Source organism: Pseudomonas brassicae (assembly GCF_010671725.1).
In the GTDB taxonomy this organism is placed as follows: Bacteria; Pseudomonadota; Gammaproteobacteria; order Pseudomonadales; family Pseudomonadaceae; genus Aquipseudomonas; species Aquipseudomonas brassicae.
The window spans coordinates 1-16,775 of sequence record NZ_JAAHBU010000093.1 but is presented as its reverse complement, the minus strand read 5'-3'; the positions used below and the strand labels follow the sequence as shown (position 1 = coordinate 16,775).

At 61.1% G+C, this 16,775-nt stretch carries 13 protein-coding genes and 2 pseudogenes; 9 read left to right on the top strand and 6 right to left on the bottom strand.

Going from position 1 to position 16,775, the window contains the following annotated elements; genetic code table 11:
- Window positions 1-19: 19 nt before the first annotated feature.
- Complete coding sequence (locus G3436_RS07775) at window positions 20-916, bottom strand: LysR substrate-binding domain-containing protein (protein WP_163943226.1); 897 nt, start codon at window positions 914-916, stop codon at window positions 20-22.
- Between the two features lie 106 nt (window positions 917-1,022).
- On the opposite strand from G3436_RS07775, the gene G3436_RS07770 reads away from it, so the two are divergent.
- From G3436_RS07770 to rpoS, 8 genes and pseudogenes are all read left to right on the top strand, one after another.
- Complete coding sequence (locus tag G3436_RS07770; RefSeq protein ID WP_163943223.1) at window positions 1,023-2,135, top strand: S-(hydroxymethyl)glutathione dehydrogenase/class III alcohol dehydrogenase; 1,113 nt, start codon at window positions 1,023-1,025, stop codon at window positions 2,133-2,135.
- Window positions 2,136-2,143: 8 nt separating this feature from the next.
- Complete coding sequence (fghA, locus tag G3436_RS07765; RefSeq protein WP_163943220.1) at window positions 2,144-2,992, top strand: S-formylglutathione hydrolase; 849 nt, start codon at window positions 2,144-2,146, stop codon at window positions 2,990-2,992.
- A gap of 76 nt (window positions 2,993-3,068) precedes the next feature.
- Window positions 3,069-3,541, top strand: a pseudogene (ispF, locus tag G3436_RS07760) (2-C-methyl-D-erythritol 2,4-cyclodiphosphate synthase).
- Window positions 3,538-4,596: a tRNA pseudouridine(13) synthase TruD gene (gene truD, locus G3436_RS07755; RefSeq protein ID WP_163943216.1), complete on the top strand. Its 1,059-nt coding sequence runs from the start codon at window positions 3,538-3,540 to the stop codon at window positions 4,594-4,596. Before ispF ends, truD begins: the two are co-directional and overlap by 4 nt.
- Window positions 4,584-5,333, top strand: coding sequence for a 5'/3'-nucleotidase SurE (gene surE / locus G3436_RS07750; RefSeq protein WP_163943213.1), 750 nt, complete (start codon window positions 4,584-4,586; stop codon window positions 5,331-5,333). The genes truD and surE overlap by 13 nt, the downstream gene beginning before the upstream one ends.
- Window positions 5,333-6,010, top strand: coding sequence for a protein-L-isoaspartate(D-aspartate) O-methyltransferase (locus tag G3436_RS07745; RefSeq protein WP_163943210.1), 678 nt, complete (start codon window positions 5,333-5,335; stop codon window positions 6,008-6,010). The genes surE and G3436_RS07745 overlap by 1 nt, the downstream gene beginning before the upstream one ends.
- A gap of 175 nt (window positions 6,011-6,185) precedes the next feature.
- Entirely contained in the window at window positions 6,186-7,046 is an 861-nt protein-coding gene (locus G3436_RS07740; protein ID WP_163943206.1) for a peptidoglycan DD-metalloendopeptidase family protein, read from the top strand.
- 109 nt (window positions 7,047-7,155) lie between these two features.
- The gene (gene rpoS / locus G3436_RS07735; RefSeq protein ID WP_163943203.1) at window positions 7,156-8,163 is read left to right on the top strand and encodes an RNA polymerase sigma factor RpoS; all 1,008 of its coding nucleotides are present in this window, start codon (window positions 7,156-7,158) and stop codon (window positions 8,161-8,163) included.
- 552 nt (window positions 8,164-8,715) lie between these two features.
- On the opposite strand, the gene fdxA is transcribed toward rpoS, so the two are convergent.
- From fdxA to G3436_RS28490, 3 genes and pseudogenes are all read right to left on the bottom strand, one after another.
- Window positions 8,716-9,039 carry a ferredoxin FdxA gene (gene fdxA, locus G3436_RS07730; RefSeq protein ID WP_163943200.1) on the bottom strand — a complete coding sequence of 108 codons (324 nt, stop codon included), beginning with the start codon at window positions 9,037-9,039 and terminating at the stop codon, window positions 8,716-8,718.
- A gap of 139 nt (window positions 9,040-9,178) precedes the next feature.
- Window positions 9,179-11,742 (bottom strand): annotated as a pseudogene (gene mutS, locus G3436_RS07725) (DNA mismatch repair protein MutS).
- Window positions 11,743-11,902: 160 nt separating this feature from the next.
- On the bottom strand, window positions 11,903-13,909 hold the full coding sequence (locus tag G3436_RS28490; RefSeq protein WP_163943197.1) for an SGNH hydrolase domain-containing protein: 2,007 nt from the start codon (window positions 13,907-13,909) through the stop codon (window positions 11,903-11,905).
- A 175-nt stretch (window positions 13,910-14,084) separates the two neighbouring features.
- On the opposite strand from G3436_RS28490, the gene G3436_RS07715 reads away from it, so the two are divergent.
- A complete protein-coding gene (locus G3436_RS07715) occupies window positions 14,085-14,828 on the top strand; it encodes a LexA family transcriptional regulator (protein WP_163943229.1) in 744 nt (247 codons plus the stop codon).
- A 79-nt stretch (window positions 14,829-14,907) separates the two neighbouring features.
- Here G3436_RS07715 and G3436_RS28240 read toward each other — a convergent pair whose 3' ends face one another.
- Both G3436_RS28240 and G3436_RS07705 read right to left on the bottom strand, forming a co-directional pair.
- Complete coding sequence (locus tag G3436_RS28240; protein WP_163943194.1) at window positions 14,908-15,465, bottom strand: SGNH hydrolase domain-containing protein; 558 nt, start codon at window positions 15,463-15,465, stop codon at window positions 14,908-14,910.
- The coding region (locus G3436_RS07705; protein WP_163943191.1) for an acyltransferase family protein at window positions 15,462-16,775 on the bottom strand (1,314 nt) is incomplete at its 5' end. The genes G3436_RS07705 and G3436_RS28240, both read right to left, overlap by 4 nt.

The window sequence follows — 16,775 nt, the reverse complement described above, 5'->3', positions numbered from 1 at the left end:
GCTTGCCAGCGAAGCTTTTCTAGACGCTGCGGTACTCGGGCAACTGCGCCAACCCCACGCGCAGATAATCCACCAGCTTGCGCACCTTCGGCGACAAGTGCCGCTGCTGCGGATACAGCGCCCACACCGCCGTGTTCGGCGGCTGGTGCGCCTCCAGCAGCGATACCAGCGCGCCGCTGCCCAGGTGCTCCAGCACGTAATAGTCCGGCAACTGGCACAACCCCATCCCCTGCAGCGCCGCATCCAGTACCGCCTGCCCGCTGTTGCAGCGCCAGTTGCCCTGCACCCGCTGCGTCAGCTCGCGCCCGTCCTGCTGCAAGGCCCAGGTATCCGTACTGCCGATCAGGCAGTTGTGCCGCGCCAGCTCCGATAGGCTGTGCGGACGGCCGTAGCGCTCCAGGTAGCCGGGCGAGGCGCACAGGTACATCCGCCGTGGCGCCAGCCGCGCTGCCACCAGCCGCGACTCCTGCAGGCGGCCCAGCCGAATCGCCATGTCCATGCCTTCATGCAGCAGGTCCAGGGTGCGGTTGCTCAGTTCGATGTCCACCCGCAACTGCGGGTATTGCGCCATGAAGCGCGTTACCAGCGGCACGATGAAGCGTTCGCCATAGGCTACCGCGCAGGTCATGCGCAGCAGGCCCTTGGGTTCGCTGGTCAGGTCACCCATGGCGCGCAGTGCCTCCTCGCGCCCGTCCTGCAGGCGCTGGCAATGCTGCAGAAACGTCTGCCCGGCTTCACTCAAGGTCACCTTGCGCGTGCTGCGGTACAGCAGGCGTGTCTGCAAGCGGTCCTCCAGGCGCGCCACCGCCCGGCTCACGTGCGAGGACGACACGCCCAGGCGTTCGGCCGCGGCGGTGAACTGGCCCGACTCGGCCACGGCGACAAACTCGTCGATGCCTTCCCAGCGGCTGCTCATCGATTATCCCTGTGTGGCAATAATGTTTTGTGATTGGCCGGATTATTCATCAAACGACGATGAATTACACTGCATGCCTGACATTGAACCCTTGTGGAGAACCCTGATGATCAAGTCCCGTGCCGCCGTTGCCTTCGAGGCCAAGAAACCGCTGGAGATCGTCGAGGTCGACGTGGCCATGCCCAAGGCCGGCGAAGTGCTGTTGCGCGTGGTCGCCAGCGGCGTCTGCCACACCGACGCGTACACCCTGTCCGGTGCCGACCCCGAGGGCATCTTCCCGTCGATCCTTGGCCATGAAGGCGGCGCGATCGTCGAGGCCATCGGCGAGGGCGTGACCTCGGTGGCCGTGGGTGACCATGTGATCCCGCTGTACACCCCCGAGTGCGGCCAGTGCAAGTTCTGCAAATCGGGCAAGACCAACCTCTGCCAGGCCATCCGCGCCACCCAGGGCAAGGGCCTGATGCCCGACGGCACCACGCGTTTCTCGTACAAGGGCCAGGCGCTGTTCCACTACATGGGCACCTCGACCTTCTCCGAGTACACCGTGCTGCCGGAAATTTCCGTGGCCAAGATCCAGAAAGAAGCGCCGCTGGAAAAGGTCTGCCTGCTCGGCTGCGGCGTCACCACCGGTATCGGTGCGGTGCTCAACACCGCCAAGGTCAAGCCGGGTGACACCGTGGCCATCTTCGGCCTGGGCGGCATCGGCCTGTCGGCCGTGATCGGTGCGGTCAAGGCCAAGGCCAGCCGCATCATTGCCATCGACATCAACCCGGCCAAGTTCGAGATCGCCCGCCAGTTGGGCGCGACCGACTGCATCAACCCGAAAGACTACGACCGTCCGATCCAGGAAGTGATCGTCGACCTGACTGATGGCGGCGTGGACTTCTCGTTCGAGTGCATCGGCAATGTGCAGTTGATGCGCGCCGCACTGGAATGCTGCCACAAGGGCTGGGGCGAGTCGGTGATCATCGGTGTGGCCGGTGCCGGCCAGGAAATCGCCACGCGCCCGTTCCAGTTGGTGACCGGCCGTGTCTGGCGCGGTTCGGCGTTCGGTGGCGTGCGCGGTCGCAGCGAGCTGCCAAGCTATGTGGACATGGCCGAGAAGGGCGAGATCCCGCTGGACACCTTCATTACCCACACCATGGGCCTGGAAGACATCAACAAGGCCTTCGACCTGATGCACGAAGGCAAGAGCATCCGCAGCGTCATTCACTTCTGAGGTCTGCCATGAGCCTGGAAAACATCTCCTGCCAGAAAAGCTTCGGCGGCTGGCACAAGCGCTACCGGCACCGTTCGACGGTGCTGGGCTGCGACATGGTGTTTGCCGTGTACCTGCCGCCGCAGGCCGAGCAGGGCGCCAAGCTGCCGGTGCTGTACTGGCTGAGCGGGCTGACCTGCACCGACGAGAACTTCATGCACAAGGCCGGCGCGCACAAGCTGGCCGCCGAGCTGGGGCTGATCATCGTGGCGCCCGACACCAGCCCGCGCGGCCCGCAGGTGCCGGGCGACCCGGACGGTGCGTGGGACTTCGGCCTGGGCGCAGGGTTCTACCTCAACGCCACCGAGCAGCCGTGGGCCGAGCACTACCGCATGCACGACTACGTGGTGCAGGAGCTGCCAGCGCTGGTGGAGGCGCATTTCCCGGCCTCGCACGCGCGCAGCATCAGTGGCCACTCCATGGGCGGGCATGGCGCGCTGGTATGCGCGCTGCGCAACCCGGGGCGCTATGCATCGGTCTCGGCGTTCTCCCCCATCAGCAATCCGATGGATTGCCCGTGGGGCCAGAAGGCGTTCAGCCGCTACCTGGGCGAGGACCGCTCGCGCTGGCGCGAGTGGGATGCCAGTGTGCTGATCGGCCAGGCGCAGGAGCAACTGCCGCTGCTGGTTGACCAGGGTGATCGCGACGACTTCCTGGAAAACCAGCTCAAGCCCGAAGTGCTCGTCCAGGCGGCACAGGCGGCCGGTTACCCGATCACCCTGCGCCTGCAGCCGGGTTATGACCACAGCTACTACTTCATTGCCAGCTTCATCGACGAGCACCTGCGCCATCATGCGATGGCACTGCAGCGACTGTAGGCACTGTCCTACAAATAAGCCAAACCCCCTGCAAAGCAGGTAGAATCACGCCCTGACTCAATCAGGGCGTTTTTTTATGCGTATTGGCCACGGCTACGATGTGCACCGCTTCGCGGACGGCGATTTCATCACCTTGGGTGGGGTGCGCATTGCGCACAAGTTCGGCTTGCTCGCGCACTCCGACGCGATGTGGTGCTGCACGCAGTAAGCGATGCCCTGCTTGGCGCCGCCGCGCTGGGTGACATCGGCAAGCACTTCCCCGATACCGACCCGCAGTTCAAGGGTGCCGACAGCCGCGTGCTGCTGCGGCACGTGGTATCGATCATCCACGCCAAGGGCTGGAAGGTCGGCAACGTGGACGCCACCATTGTCGCCCAGGCACCGAAGATGGCGCCGCACATCGAGAGCATGCGCGCGCACATCGCCCAGGACCTGCAGGTAGAGCTCGATCAGGTCAACGTCAAGGCCACCACCGAAGAGAAGCTCGGCTTCACTGGCCGTGAAGAAGGCATTGCCGTGCACGCCGTCGCCTTGTTGCTGCGCGCATGACCGAACTCGAACTGCTCGGCCCGCGCGCGTCCGGCCCGGCACTGGGCACGGCGATACTCAAGGCCACGGCGGATGACTTTCAGGTCGACGAAGTACTCGACATCCCATTGTCGGGTGAAGGCGAACACCTGTGGCTGTGGGTCGAGAAGCGCGACCTCAATACCGAAGAGGCGGCACGCCGCCTGGCCCGTGCCGCCGGCGTACCGCTGCGCACGGTCAGCTACGCAGGCCTCAAGGACCGTCAGGCGCTGACCCGCCAGTGGTTCAGCCTGCACCTGCCAGGCAAGGCAGACCCAGACCTGAGCGCCGCCGAAAACGAAACCCTGAGCATCCTCAAGCACACCCGCCACTCGCGCAAACTGCAGCGTGGGGCACATTCGGCCAACGGTTTCACCTTGCGCCTGACTGCGCTGAGTGGCGATCATGCGGCCCTGGACGCGCGCCTGCAGCAACTGCGCGCCCAAGGCGTGCCGAACTACTTCGGCAGCCAGCGCTTCGGCTTTGATGGCGGCAACGTCCACGATGCCCGCCAGTGGGCCGAGCGCAAGGCGCTGCCGGAGCAGCGCAATGTGCGTTCGCGGCTGCTCTCCAGTGCCCGCAGCTATGTGTTCAACCGCGTGCTGGCTGAGCGCGTTGCCGACGGCAGTTGGCAGCACGCCCAGGTCGGTGACCTGCTGGCGTTCACCGACAGCCGCAGCTTCTTTGCCGCCGGCCAAGCCGAGTGCAGCGACCCGCGCCTGGCGATTCTCGACCTGCATCCCACCGGGCCCTTGTGGGGCGAAGGCGTGCCGGGCACTGGCGGTAGCGCAGGTGCCATCGAGCAACGTGTGGCCCAGCAGCATGCAGGGGTGTGCCAATGGCTGGCCAATGCCAACCTCAAGCAGGAACGACGCATTCTGCGGCTGCCCATTGGCGGCTTGACGTGGCATTATCCCGAGCCTGATATCCTGCAACTGGAATTCGTCCTTCCGGCCGGATGTTTCGCCACCGTTGTGGTGCGCGAACTCGTCGATCTGGTGCCGGCAGGGCAGACGGACAGCCCATGCGTATTCTGATTTCTAACGACGACGGGGTTACCGCCCCCGGCCTCGCCGCGCTGCATGCCGCGCTGGCGGATTATGCCGAGTGTGTGGTGATCGCCCCCGACCAGGACAAGAGCGGCGCCAGCAGTTCGCTGACGCTCGACCGTCCCCTGCACCCGCAGACCCTGGCCAACGGTTTCATCAGCCTCAATGGCACCCCCACCGATTGCGTGCACCTGGGCCTGAACGGGTTGCTGGAGCAGACGCCGGACATGGTGGTGTCGGGCATCAACCTGGGCGCCAACCTGGGGGATGACGTGCTGTACTCGGGCACGGTTGCCGCCGCGCTGGAAGGGCGCTTCCTGGGCGGTACCTCGTTTGCGTTCTCGCTGCTCTCGCGCCTGCCCGACAACCTGCCCACCGCGGCGTATTTCGCGCGCAAGCTGGTCGAGGCGCATGCGAGCCTGCAGTTGCCCCCCCGCACGGTGCTCAACGTGAATGTGCCCAACCTGCCGCTGGAGCATATCCGCGGCATCCAGCTGACGCGCCTGGGGCACCGGGCACGCGCCGCAGCGCCGACCAAGGTGGTCAACCCGCGCGGCAAGGAAGGCTACTGGATCGCGGTGGCCGGGGATGCCGAGGACGGTGGCCCAGGGACCGATTTTCACGCGGTGATGCAGGGCTACGTGTCGATCACCCCGTTGCAGCTTGACCGCACCTTCAACGACGCCTTCGAACGCCTTGATGGCTGGTTGGAGGGGCTGCTCTGATGCGAGAGCCGGAGGATCTGATGCGCCATGGTATCGGTTTTACTTCGCAACGAACCCGTGAACGGCTGATCCAGCGCCTGATCGAGGAGGGTATCAAGGACCAGAAGGTACTTGAGGTGCTGCGCAACACCCCGCGCCACCTGTTCGTCGATGAGGCCTTGTCGCACCGTGCGTATGAAGACACGGCGTTGCCAATCGGCAACAACCAGACCATCTCGCAGCCATTCATGGTGGCGTACATGAGCGAAGTGCTGCTCGAGGACGGGCCGCTGGACAAGGTGCTGGAAATTGGTACCGGTTCCGGTTACCAGACGGCGGTGCTGGCGCAACTGGTGGAGCGGGTGTTCTCGGTCGAGCGCATCAAGGTGCTGCAGGACCGCGCCAAGGAGCGCATGGTCGAGCTGAACCTGCGCAATCTGGTGTTCCGCTGGGGCGATGGTTTCGAGGGGTGGCCGGCATTGGCACCCTACAATGGCATCATTGTCACCGCAGGTGCCCCAGAGGTGCCGCAGGCGTTGCTCGATCAGTTGGCGCCTGGCGGCCGCCTGGTGATACCGGTCGGGGCGAGCGGTGAAACCCAGCAGTTGCTGCTGATCGTGCGCGAAGAGCAGGGGTTCTCCCGGCGCAAGCTGTGCGACGTGCGTTTCGTGCCATTGCTCAACGGCACCTTGAACTGAGCCGAAGTTTTTTCGCCGGCGTCGAATTCCCGGAGCAATACCGGGTCTATGTGGCGTGCGGTTTCTTGAGCTGACGCACACGGTGCGCAAGCAGTTGAGCTGCAATGCGCGTGCGCTCGGTTATAATTGCAACACTATTGCATTCTTGCATCGTCACCACATAAGGGAGCGGCGGGTGAGTCACACAGTCATTCGGCAGCGCATGGGTCTATCGAGCTTCAAGCTTCTGGTGATTGCACTCGCCTTGGGTACGCTGGTTTCAGGGTGCTCCAGTACATCGTCAAGCAGCGTAGGTGTCGTCGATCGCAACAACGCCGCGCCCAAACGTCCTGTTGTCACTACCGGGCAGTACGTGGTGCGTCCTGGCGACACGCTGTTTTCCATCGCGTTCCGTTATGGCTGGGACTACAAGGAGCTGGCGGCCCGCAACGGGATCGCGGCGCCTTACACCATTCGTCCCGGCCAGGCGATTCGCTTCGGCTCCGGCACGGGTAGCAGCAGCGGCTCGCGCGTGGTCACCTCGACTTCACCGTCGAGCAAGACCACGGTGACCCGGCGTCCTGCGGGGACCCCGCCACCGGCCAAGACGTCGACCACGACCGGCTCCAGCGCGCCAGCCGTCGTCGCGACGACCCCGGTTCAGGTGCCGGCTTCCGAGCGCTCGGCCGGCGGTTGGGCATGGCCAGCAAACGGTGTGCTGATTGGAAAATTTGCTTCAAACGGTAGTTTGAATAAAGGCATTGATATCGCCGGTGATTTGGGACAGCCTGTTTTTGCTGCGTCAGATGGTTCCGTTGTATACGCCGGAAGTGGCTTGCGGGGCTACGGCGAATTGGTAATCATCAAACACAGCGATACCTACGTAAGTGCCTACGGTCACAACCGCAGGCTTTTGGTTCGGGAGGGTCAGCAGGTCAAGGTTGGGCAGACAATTGCCGAAATGGGGTCTACGGGCACCGACCGGGTGAAGCTTCACTTCGAGATTCGCCGCCAGGGCAAACCAGTTGATCCGTTGCAGTTTCTGCCACGTCGTTGATACGCATGTACCCGGCCTGTTCCTTCGCGTAGTGGGGACAGGCTCCAGCGTTGCCAAGGATATAGGCGCCGCTTGAGTCTGAGTTCGAACTCAGCAAAGGACTATAACAATGGCTCTCAGTAAAGAAGTGCCGGAGTTTGACATCGACGATGAGGTCCTCCTCATGGAGACCGGCATCGTTTTGGAAACGGATGTGGTGTCAGACGAACCTGCTGTATCTCCGGTTCGGACCAGGGCCAAACAAGGCTCGCCGCTCAAACAGCACAAGTATATCGATTACACTCGAGCGCTTGATGCAACTCAGTTATATCTTAATGAAATCGGTTTTTCGCCCCTGCTTTCCCCGGAGGAAGAGGTCCATTTTGCGCGGCTGTCGCAAAGTGGCGATCCTGCCGGACGCAAACGCATGATCGAAAGCAACCTGCGCCTGGTGGTGAAGATTGCTCGCCGGTACGTCAACCGGGGGCTGTCGCTGCTGGACCTGATCGAAGAGGGCAACCTGGGCTTGATTCGGGCGGTCGAGAAGTTCGACCCGGAGCGTGGTTTCCGTTTCTCCACCTACGCAACCTGGTGGATCCGGCAGACCATCGAACGCGCCATCATGAACCAGACGCGCACCATTCGCCTGCCGATTCATGTGGTCAAAGAGCTGAACGTGTACCTGCGTGCAGCGCGCGAACTGACCCAGAAGCTCGATCACGAACCGTCCCCGGAAGAGATCGCCAACCTGCTGGAAAAACCGGTAGGCGAGGTCAAGCGCATGCTGGGCTTGAACGAACGGGTATCTTCAGTGGATGTTTCACTGGGGCCTGACTCGGACAAGACCCTGCTCGATACCCTCACCGACGATCGTCCCACCGATCCCTGTGAGCTGTTGCAAGATGATGATCTGTCGCAGAGCATCGATCAGTGGCTGAGCGAATTGACCGACAAGCAACGCGAGGTGGTGATCCGCCGCTTCGGCTTGCGTGGCCATGAGAGCAGCACCCTGGAAGATGTAGGCCTGGAGATCGGCCTTACCCGTGAACGGGTTCGCCAGATCCAGGTCGAGGGGCTCAAGCGGTTGCGCGAGATCCTCGAAAAGAATGGTCTGTCCAGCGAGTCGTTGTTCCAGTAACTGCGATGGCTGTGAAAGGCGCCTCGACTAGTCGAGCGTTTTTGTTTGTGCTGGTTTTTACCGACATGGTGGTGATGCGAGGTGACGGGTTTGGGCGCGGCAATATTTCCGGGTTGAATTTGTTATTGTCGTTGTAAGTTATCGCTTACAGAGCGCGTAAGCCTTTGCTATGTCGGTAAGTAAAATGCCGGCGTTTTACACGTGCTAATTTTTCTATCTTATTGATTAATATGGTTTTTATTTTAAGGGTGATGAACCCTTTTGACTTTTTTTGAGAGCTTTTACCAGTTGCTCTGCCGGCTGCAAACGCTAGTATCTGAACTGTGTCTACGGACTGACACAGGTTCTCAAGGATGAGTACCAGGGACATCGCGGGATGCGATTCATCAGGACGATGACAGGGAATACAGGGACTACGGAAAAAAATGTGGGCGGGTCATACCGCCCCTTTTTTTGCCTGAAATAAAGTGAATCTTCACCAGCAGCGGCGCAGAGCGTGCTGTCGGCGAAAAAAAAGGCCCGCAAGGGCCTTTTTTATTGATCCGGCGTTGCTTAACGCTCCAGATCGGCAATCTTGCCGGTCTTGCCATCCCACTCTGCAGCGTCTGGCATCGAATCTTTCTTCTCGGTGATATTCGGCCAGATCTCTGCCAGCTCGGCGTTGAGCTCGATGAAGTTCTCCATGCCCGCAGGCACTTCATCTTCCGAGAAGATCGCTACGGCAGGGCACTCAGGCTCGCACAGTGCACAGTCGATGCACTCATCCGGGTGAATGACCAGGAAGTTCGGGCCTTCGTAGAAGCAGTCCACCGGACAGACTTCTACGCAGTCGGTGTACTTGCACTTGATGCAGTTGTCGGTGACGACGAAGGTCATTTCTAATTTTCTCCTCAGGCGACGGCAGCGTTCCCTTCCAGACAGGGCCGCTCGGTTCGGTAGGTCGGCGGCGAGCCAGGCTAATAACTCGCCACCCCGCCGAACCGCGCGGGATTCTATCAGTTTGTGCGGTGGCGCGTTATAACAGAGTCTTTAGTGCATAGAGCATTTCGATAGCTTGGCGTGGGGTCATGTTGTCCACGTCGAGCTTGCCGATCTTCTCGATGGCCGGGTGCGGCAGGCTGGCAAACAGGTCGCTCTGGTGCGGCGTGGCAGCCACCCCTTTGCTCACGGGTGCCGGTTGGTGCGGCAGGCTGCTGGTCTCCAGGCGGCCCAGGTGCTCGCGGGCGCGCTGGATCACCGGTGCCGGCACACCCGCCAACTGCGCCACGCCAGGCCATAGCTCTGGCTGGCAGGGCCTGGCAGCACATGGTGCAGGAACACGATGCGTTCGTTGTGCTCGGTGGCATTGAGGTGCACGTTGGCCACCAGCGGCTCGCTTTCGGGGAGCACGGTCAACTCGAAGTAGTGCGTGGCGAACAGCGTGTAGGCGCGCAGCTGGGCCAGGCGCTCGGCGGCAGCCCAGGCCAGCGACAGGCCGTCGAAGGTACTGGTGCCGCGGCCGACCTCATCCATCAGCACCAGGCTGCGTTCGGTGGCGTTGTGCAGGATGTTGGCGGTTTCGCTCATCTCCACCATGAAGGTCGAGCGCCCGCCCGCCAGGTCTCGCTGGAGCCGATACGGGTAAAGATGCGGTCTACCAGCGACAGTTCACAGCTCGCGGCGGGTACAAAGCTGCCGATATGCGCCAGCAGCACGATCAGGGCGGTCTGACGCATGTAGGTGGATTTACCACCCATGTTGGGACCTGTGATCACCAGCATGCGTGTGTTGTCGTCCAGGGCAAGGTCGTTGGCCACGAACGGCGTGGTCAGCACCTGCTCGACCACCGGGTGGCGACCCTGGCTGATGCGCATGCACGGCTCGTCGACGAAGCTCGGGCAGTTCAGGTCCAGGTTCAGGGCGCGCTCGGCCAGGTTGCTCACCACGTCCAGCTCGCCCAGTGCCGCAGCGGTATCCTGCAGCGGCGCGAGGTGACCGATGAGGGTTTCGAGCAGCCCGTCGTAGAGCATCTTTTCGCGGGCCAGGGCGCGGCTCTTGGCCGACAGCGCCTTGTCTTCGAAGGCCTTGAGCTCGGGCGTGATGAAGCGCTCGGCGCCCTTGAGGGTCTGGCGCCGAATATAGTCGGCCGGGGCTTGTTCGGCCTGCTTGCTGGGCAACTCGATGAAGTAGCCGTGCACGCGGTTGTAGCCGACCTTGAGGTTGGCCAGGCCGGTACGGGCTTTTTCGCGGGCTTCGAGGTCGATCAGGAACTGCCCGGCGTTCTCGCTCATCGACAGCAGCTCGTCCAGCTCGGCGTCGTAGCCGACCTTGAGCACACCTCCATCGCGGATCACCGCCGGCGGGTTGTCGATGATCGCCTTGTGCAGCAGGTCGGCAAGCTCCGGGTACGTGCCGGCAATGGCGGCCAGGCGCGCCAGGTGCGGCGCCTCCAGTTCGGCCATGGCGCTTTGCAGCTCGGGCAGTGCGCCGAGGGCATCACGCAGGCGGGCCAGGTCGCGGGGACGCGCGTGCGCAGGCCGATACGGGCGAGAATCCGCTCGATATCGCCAATGTGCTTGAGCTGTGGCTGCAGCCTCTCGAAACGGTAGCCGTCGAGCAGGCAGCGGATCGAGCTCTGGCGCGCCTGCAGGACCTTGAGGTCGCGCAGCGGACGGTTCAACCAGCGGGTCAGCAGGCGGCTGCCCATGGCGGTCTGGCAGCGATCGATCACCGACTGCAGGGTGTTGTCGCGACCGCCAGCCAGGTTCACGTCCAGTTCCAGGTTGCGTCGGCTGGCGCCGTCGAGCACCACGGTGTCGTCCAGGCGCTCGTGCCTGAGGCTGCGCAGGTGCGGCAGGGCGGTACGCTGGGTTTCCTTGGCATAACCCAGCAGGCAGCCGGCAGCGCCGATGGCCAGGGTCAGCTTCTCGCAGCCGAAGCCCTTGAGGTCCTGGGTCGCGAACTGCTGGCACAGGCTCTTGCGTGCCGAGTCGCGGTCGAAGTCCCAGGGCGCACGGCGGCGTGAGCCGCGACGTTTTTCGGCGGGCAGGCCCTGCGGCCAGTCATCGGGAATCAGCAGCTCGACCGGGTTGACCCGCTCCAGTTCTGCCAGCAGGTTTTCCCAGCCTTTGAACTCCTGCACGGTGAAGTTGCCACTGGTGATATCCAGCACGGCCAGGCCGAACAGGCGCTCGTCACCGAGCACGGCGGCGATCAGGTTGTCGCGGCGCTCGTCCAGCAGGGCTTCGTCGCTGACCGTGCCGGGGGTGATGATGCGCACCACCTGGCGCTCGACCGGGCCCTTGCTGGTGGCCGGGTCGCCGATCTGCTCGCAGATCACCACCGATTCGCCCAGCTTGACCAGCTTGGCCAGGTAGCCTTCGGCGGCGTGGTAGGGGATACCGCACATGGGGATCGACTGGCCTGCCGACTGCCGCGGGCGGTCAGGGTGATATCCAGCAGTTTTGCGGCTTTCTTCGCATCTTCATAGAAGATCTCGTAGAAGTCGCCCATGCGGTAGAACATCAGCTGGTCCGGGTGCTGGTTTTTCAGCTTCCAGTACTGCTGCATCATCGGGGTGTGTGCGGAAAGGTCTGAAATTGCTTTATTCATCAATAAGTTATAACGATCGACTTGACGACGTGGGGCAAAAAGAGGCGGAACGTGGACCGTATTGGCTGCTGTTCGGCGGTTAGGCGAAGGTTATCACAGACTGCCCTGCCTGGCGGCGCTGCGACCTCCGCCACGGCAGCCCGTGCTGTCAGCTGGCCGGGGGCGCGGGTTGCGCGCCCGGCTCGGTCGCCAAAGGCCGGGTTGTGCGGAATACGGCCTCGAACATCGGGATCAGGCGTTGATTACCGAACTCGCTCAAATGGCTTGCATCGTAGTAGAGCGGCCTGCCCTGAACACTTCCGTAGCAATTGGAGGCGTCACACAGGTAGGGGGTAGGGTCCAGCACCGTCGCACCGCAGGCTTCGGCGGCCCGGTCCTGGGATTGATACACGAATGCATGCCGCTGATCATAGGCAGATCGCGGGATCGTAATGTCACTTTGCTTATCGAGCATCAGGTTGCGTGCCAACTGTTTTGGCACGTTCAAGGGCATTTCAGGGAATGGTCGAACAAGAAACACTTTTCGTTTGCTAGCCAACTTGCAGATGGTGCGTGTGTAGTCCTGTTGATATTCGTCCAGAAACGCCTTGGTCGGGGTGCGGTAGGGCTTACTGAAATAGATGTAAGGCGAATCTTTGGGATGGTTGGGGCCGCCCTCATCCCCCATCGGATAGGAGGAGGATCGATTCACGATGATGACGGGAACGGAGGCAGGAAGTGCATCCAGTTGCTGGACGGCCCATTCGTTGAACTCCTTGCATTGACGATCATTGATCACCAGGTGCATTCCAAGGAGTGTCGGGCAGCTTGCGTAGCTCCACTCCTGGATGCGCAGGTCCTTGTTCGGCAATGCGGCGGCGACGGCTGAAACGACCGCGTTGGCATGGCTGTCACCCAGTACGATGGCGGACAGTTCCCCCTCTCCGCCAAAATTGCAGGAGGGAAAATTCACGCCTTTGGAGAGCATGCAGGTCGAACGCCGCGGGTTCTTGTTTTTCGCCTCGTTTTCCGCCACGACGACTACGGGGGAAGTGCGGTCGGTGAAATCGACCTTGCGATACGCTTGTGCTGTGCCGAGTACGCCGACCAGCACTACAGCAAGTACAGTGGCTGCTTTGGGGGGCGTCAGTGACGACAGGGTTTTCTGGGGTAGCGCCTCAAACAGTGCGTATGACGCGTAGCCGCACAGGAGGGTCAGCAGTAATCCGATGCAGGTCCCCAGCGCGCTATCAATTTGCAGATAGACCAGGCTGACAGCAATGGGCCAGTGCCAGAGGTACAGCGAATACGAGATTTTCCCCAGCCATTGGGAGACGGGGTTGTCGGTGATCGGCGTTCGCCCATTCAGCCAGATGACCAGTGCACACCCCAGTACAGGTACGAGTGTCAGCGGCCCAGGCCAGTGTGCGGAGGCCGAGAGCAATACTGTGGAGGCTGCCATCAAGCCCAGCGCGAGATGGACCGCCACGGCCTTGGCTTTTCTGCTCAAGGTGAGCGCAGGAATCAGGCAGGCCAAGCCGCCCATTGCCATTTCCCAGGTACGGGTAGCGAGCGAGTAGAAGTTCTTCGCCGCATCATGCTCTGCCTGGATCAGCGAGAAGGAAAATGAGCACAGGGCCAGTAGGCCAATCGCAGTGGCGACGTGTCTTTTCTTGCGGGTGAGTACGGTAACGGCCATCAGGAACAGAGGGAACAGCAAGTAGTATTGCCACTCTACCGACAACGACCAGGTGTGGAGCAACCACTTCTCGTGCGACGCACTGTCGAAATAACCCGCTTCAGACATGAAGCGCAGATTGGACGTGAACAGCAGGCTCGATTTTGCTTGTGAGCCCAGCTCTTTGAGCTCCGCAGGCGGCAAAAAAAACCAGCCGGCCAGCAGCAGGATGACGCACAGTGCAATAAGGGCTGGGACGATCCTTTTTGCGCGCGCCAGGTAGAAGCCGGTCAGGCTAAATGTTTTTGCTGCCAGCCGTTCGGTGATGATCCGGGTCATCAAGAAGCCTGAAATCACGAAGAATATGTCGACACCGACGAAACCTCCGCCGAAGCCGCTCACGCTGAAATGATAAAAGATGACCGCGATGACTGCGATGGCTCTCAGGCCGTTGATGTCTTTGCGGAATGAAGGCGTGTTGTTCTGGGTGATATGCACTGCAGATTAACTTCCATATCGTCTTTGTTCAGCGGCGCATTATGCCCGATCGGGGTTTAGTGATGGGATGTTCAGCGCGTTGCAAGTTCTGGCGCGTCGTTGCGGCACGCTGATCGCCCGCGCATCGATTTGCGCGCACGGCGTGAGGTTGCATTCATGCGTTGGGCTGGGCATTATGCACGTTATGCAAAAACGCAACGTAGCTACCGTCTTACGAGCACTGCTCGATCGCCACGGGATCTCCCCCACGGAGCTTCACCGTCGCACCGGCGTGCCCCAATCCACCCTGTCGCGAATTCTCAGTGAGAAGATCGCCGATCCTTCCGACAAGCATGTGTCGAAGATCGCCGAGTACTTCGGCGTGAGCACCGACCAGTTGCGTGGCCGTGCCGAACTGGGCGATGTCCGTTCACTGGGCACGCCGCGCGCCGACGTGCAGCTGCAGGACATCAGCCTGTGGGATGACGACACCCCCGTCGAGGACGACGAGGTCTCCATTCCGTTTCTTCGTGAGGTCGAGTTGGCAGCAGGATCAGGACGATTCGTCATCGAGGAAAGCGAGAAGGCCAGCCTGCGCTTCGGCAAGCGCAGCCTGCGCCATAACGGCGTGCAGTTCGACCAGGCCAAGTGCGTCACGGTGCGCGGCAACAGCATGCTGCCGGTGCTGCGCGACGGCGCCACGGTGGGGGTGAATGCGGGTAAAAGCGGTATTGGCGATATCGTCGATGGTGACTTGTACGCCATCAATCACAATGGCCAGTTGCGGGTCAAGCAACTGTATCGCCTGCCTACCGGCATCCGCCTGCGCAGCTTCAACCGCGATGAGCATCCGGATGAAGACTACAGCTTCCAGCAGATGCAAGAGGAGCAGATCAGCATCCTCGGGCATGTGTTCTGGTGGGGGATGTACGCCCGCTGAGCCTCAGGCAGCCTGCTGGCAAAACCCGCATCGGCGGGTTTTTTTGTGCCTGCTGAAACCACGCCGATGCTGTCGCCAGCTACTTCGTCAGGCCGGTGGACACGGCTGAACGGGTAAGACCTGCCGCCAGCGCTGGGTAAACCTTGAGTGCCCCGGTGATACTCAGGTGATCATCATCGGAATACAGAAACGCATTGCCTTCCACCAGTGGGCAAATGTCCGCGGGGCACAGCGCGCTATCAAGATTGATGGTCGTGGCGGATGTTTTGCGCAGCGCTGCGTTCACGAATGATTGATTGCGAACATGTTCTTCGCGGCTGACCGACAACTTCAAGTATTCATTCTCGATACCGCGGCCACGCCTCAATACATCTTTGGGCTCATACCGCTGCTGCGGGATATCCTCGATAAAGATAACCTTCACACCAATGCTGGCATAGCGAGAAACAGTAGCGTCCATCGCCCAGATGAGGTCATTGGTTGAACTCTGTACCGTGGCCTTGAGCGAAGCGTCTTTGGTAATGGCATTGAACTCCGAGGGGCGTGAGGGCGATGAAGTGTAATAAGTCCAGCGATTGATCAATATGACCTGCTTTATGCCGGAGGCCTTGACGTCGTTGAAAATACGCTCGTTCAACGCCTGGCAGTTGTATTTTTCAAGTCCGGCGCGCCGCGCAGCGACTGGATACCCAGCAGCGAAGGGCAACCGGAGGTTCCGGTAAACTTCATGCCGACGTTATGCTCGCGTGCAAACTTCTCCAGTGCGGGCATCAGGCTAAGTGCGTGACTGTCACCGTAGGCAAAGTATTCAACAGGAGCATCACGCTCACCCAGCCCACAATACCAGCCATCCGGCTTGCTGTAGGCATAGGGCATTTCAAAGCATTCGGCCGCGCGGTCCGTCATCTGCATACTGTTTTGGTAGGCCATGAGTGCTTGATTGTGCTTGCGCTGCACAACACTGTCCTGTGTGTAGGTCACATAGCCGGTTGCCCCGCAGCCAACTGCCAACAGCATGAGCACAATGACTTTCGAGCGCCCCTGCCACCTTGCGCGCAGGGGAAGCTCCACCAACCTGAATGTCAGCCAGGCCAGGAGAATGGCCAGCAGTACGGCCGCTACGCGAACGCCCACCGCGGGTACTTCGCCCTCGATGATCCTGGCGAAAGACAACAAAGGCCAGTGCCACAGGTATAAAGGGAAACTGATCAAGCCAAACCACACGGCCAGTTTGTTGCTCAGCACCCTGCGATTGAACCAGGCATCGGGGCCCGCCGCGATGATCAGTACCGCGCCGAGTACCGGTACAAGCGCCCACTTCCCAGGAAAGCTGAGGCCTTTGTTTATCCTGAGGAAACCGAACATCAGTAAACACAGGCCTAGAAGGGAAAGTACCTGCGCCAGCCGCGTTCGCACCACCCGCTGGCGATAGAGGCTGAACCAGGCCAGAAGCGTACCGGCCAGCAGTTCCCAGAAGCGCGTGTGCGGTGAATAGAATGTGGCGATTGCATCGTGCTTGACGCCTTTGACGCTCAGTACAAATGACACGGCGGCCAGGATGAGTGTCAGCGCCAGCACATTGAACCTGAATCGCCACGCCATCCACAGCAGTACGGGCCAGACGATGTAAAACTGTTCCTCTACACCCAAACTCCACAAATGTAACAGCGGTTTGCTTTCCACCGAGTTGTCGAAATAGCCGACTTCACTCCATAGCACCAGGTTCGACACGAAACCGGCGCCCCCCGCGATATGTTTTCCCAGTTGCCGCAATTCATCGTCCAGCAACGTCAACCAGCCCAAGCCATAACAGGCTACCAGTACCAGCAGTAGCGCAGGAAATATCCGTTTTATGCGGCGTGCGTAAAATTCGCTAAAGCTGAATGCCCCTCGATCCAGGCTTTCAAAGATGATGCTTGAAATCAAATAGCCAGAGATGACGAAAAA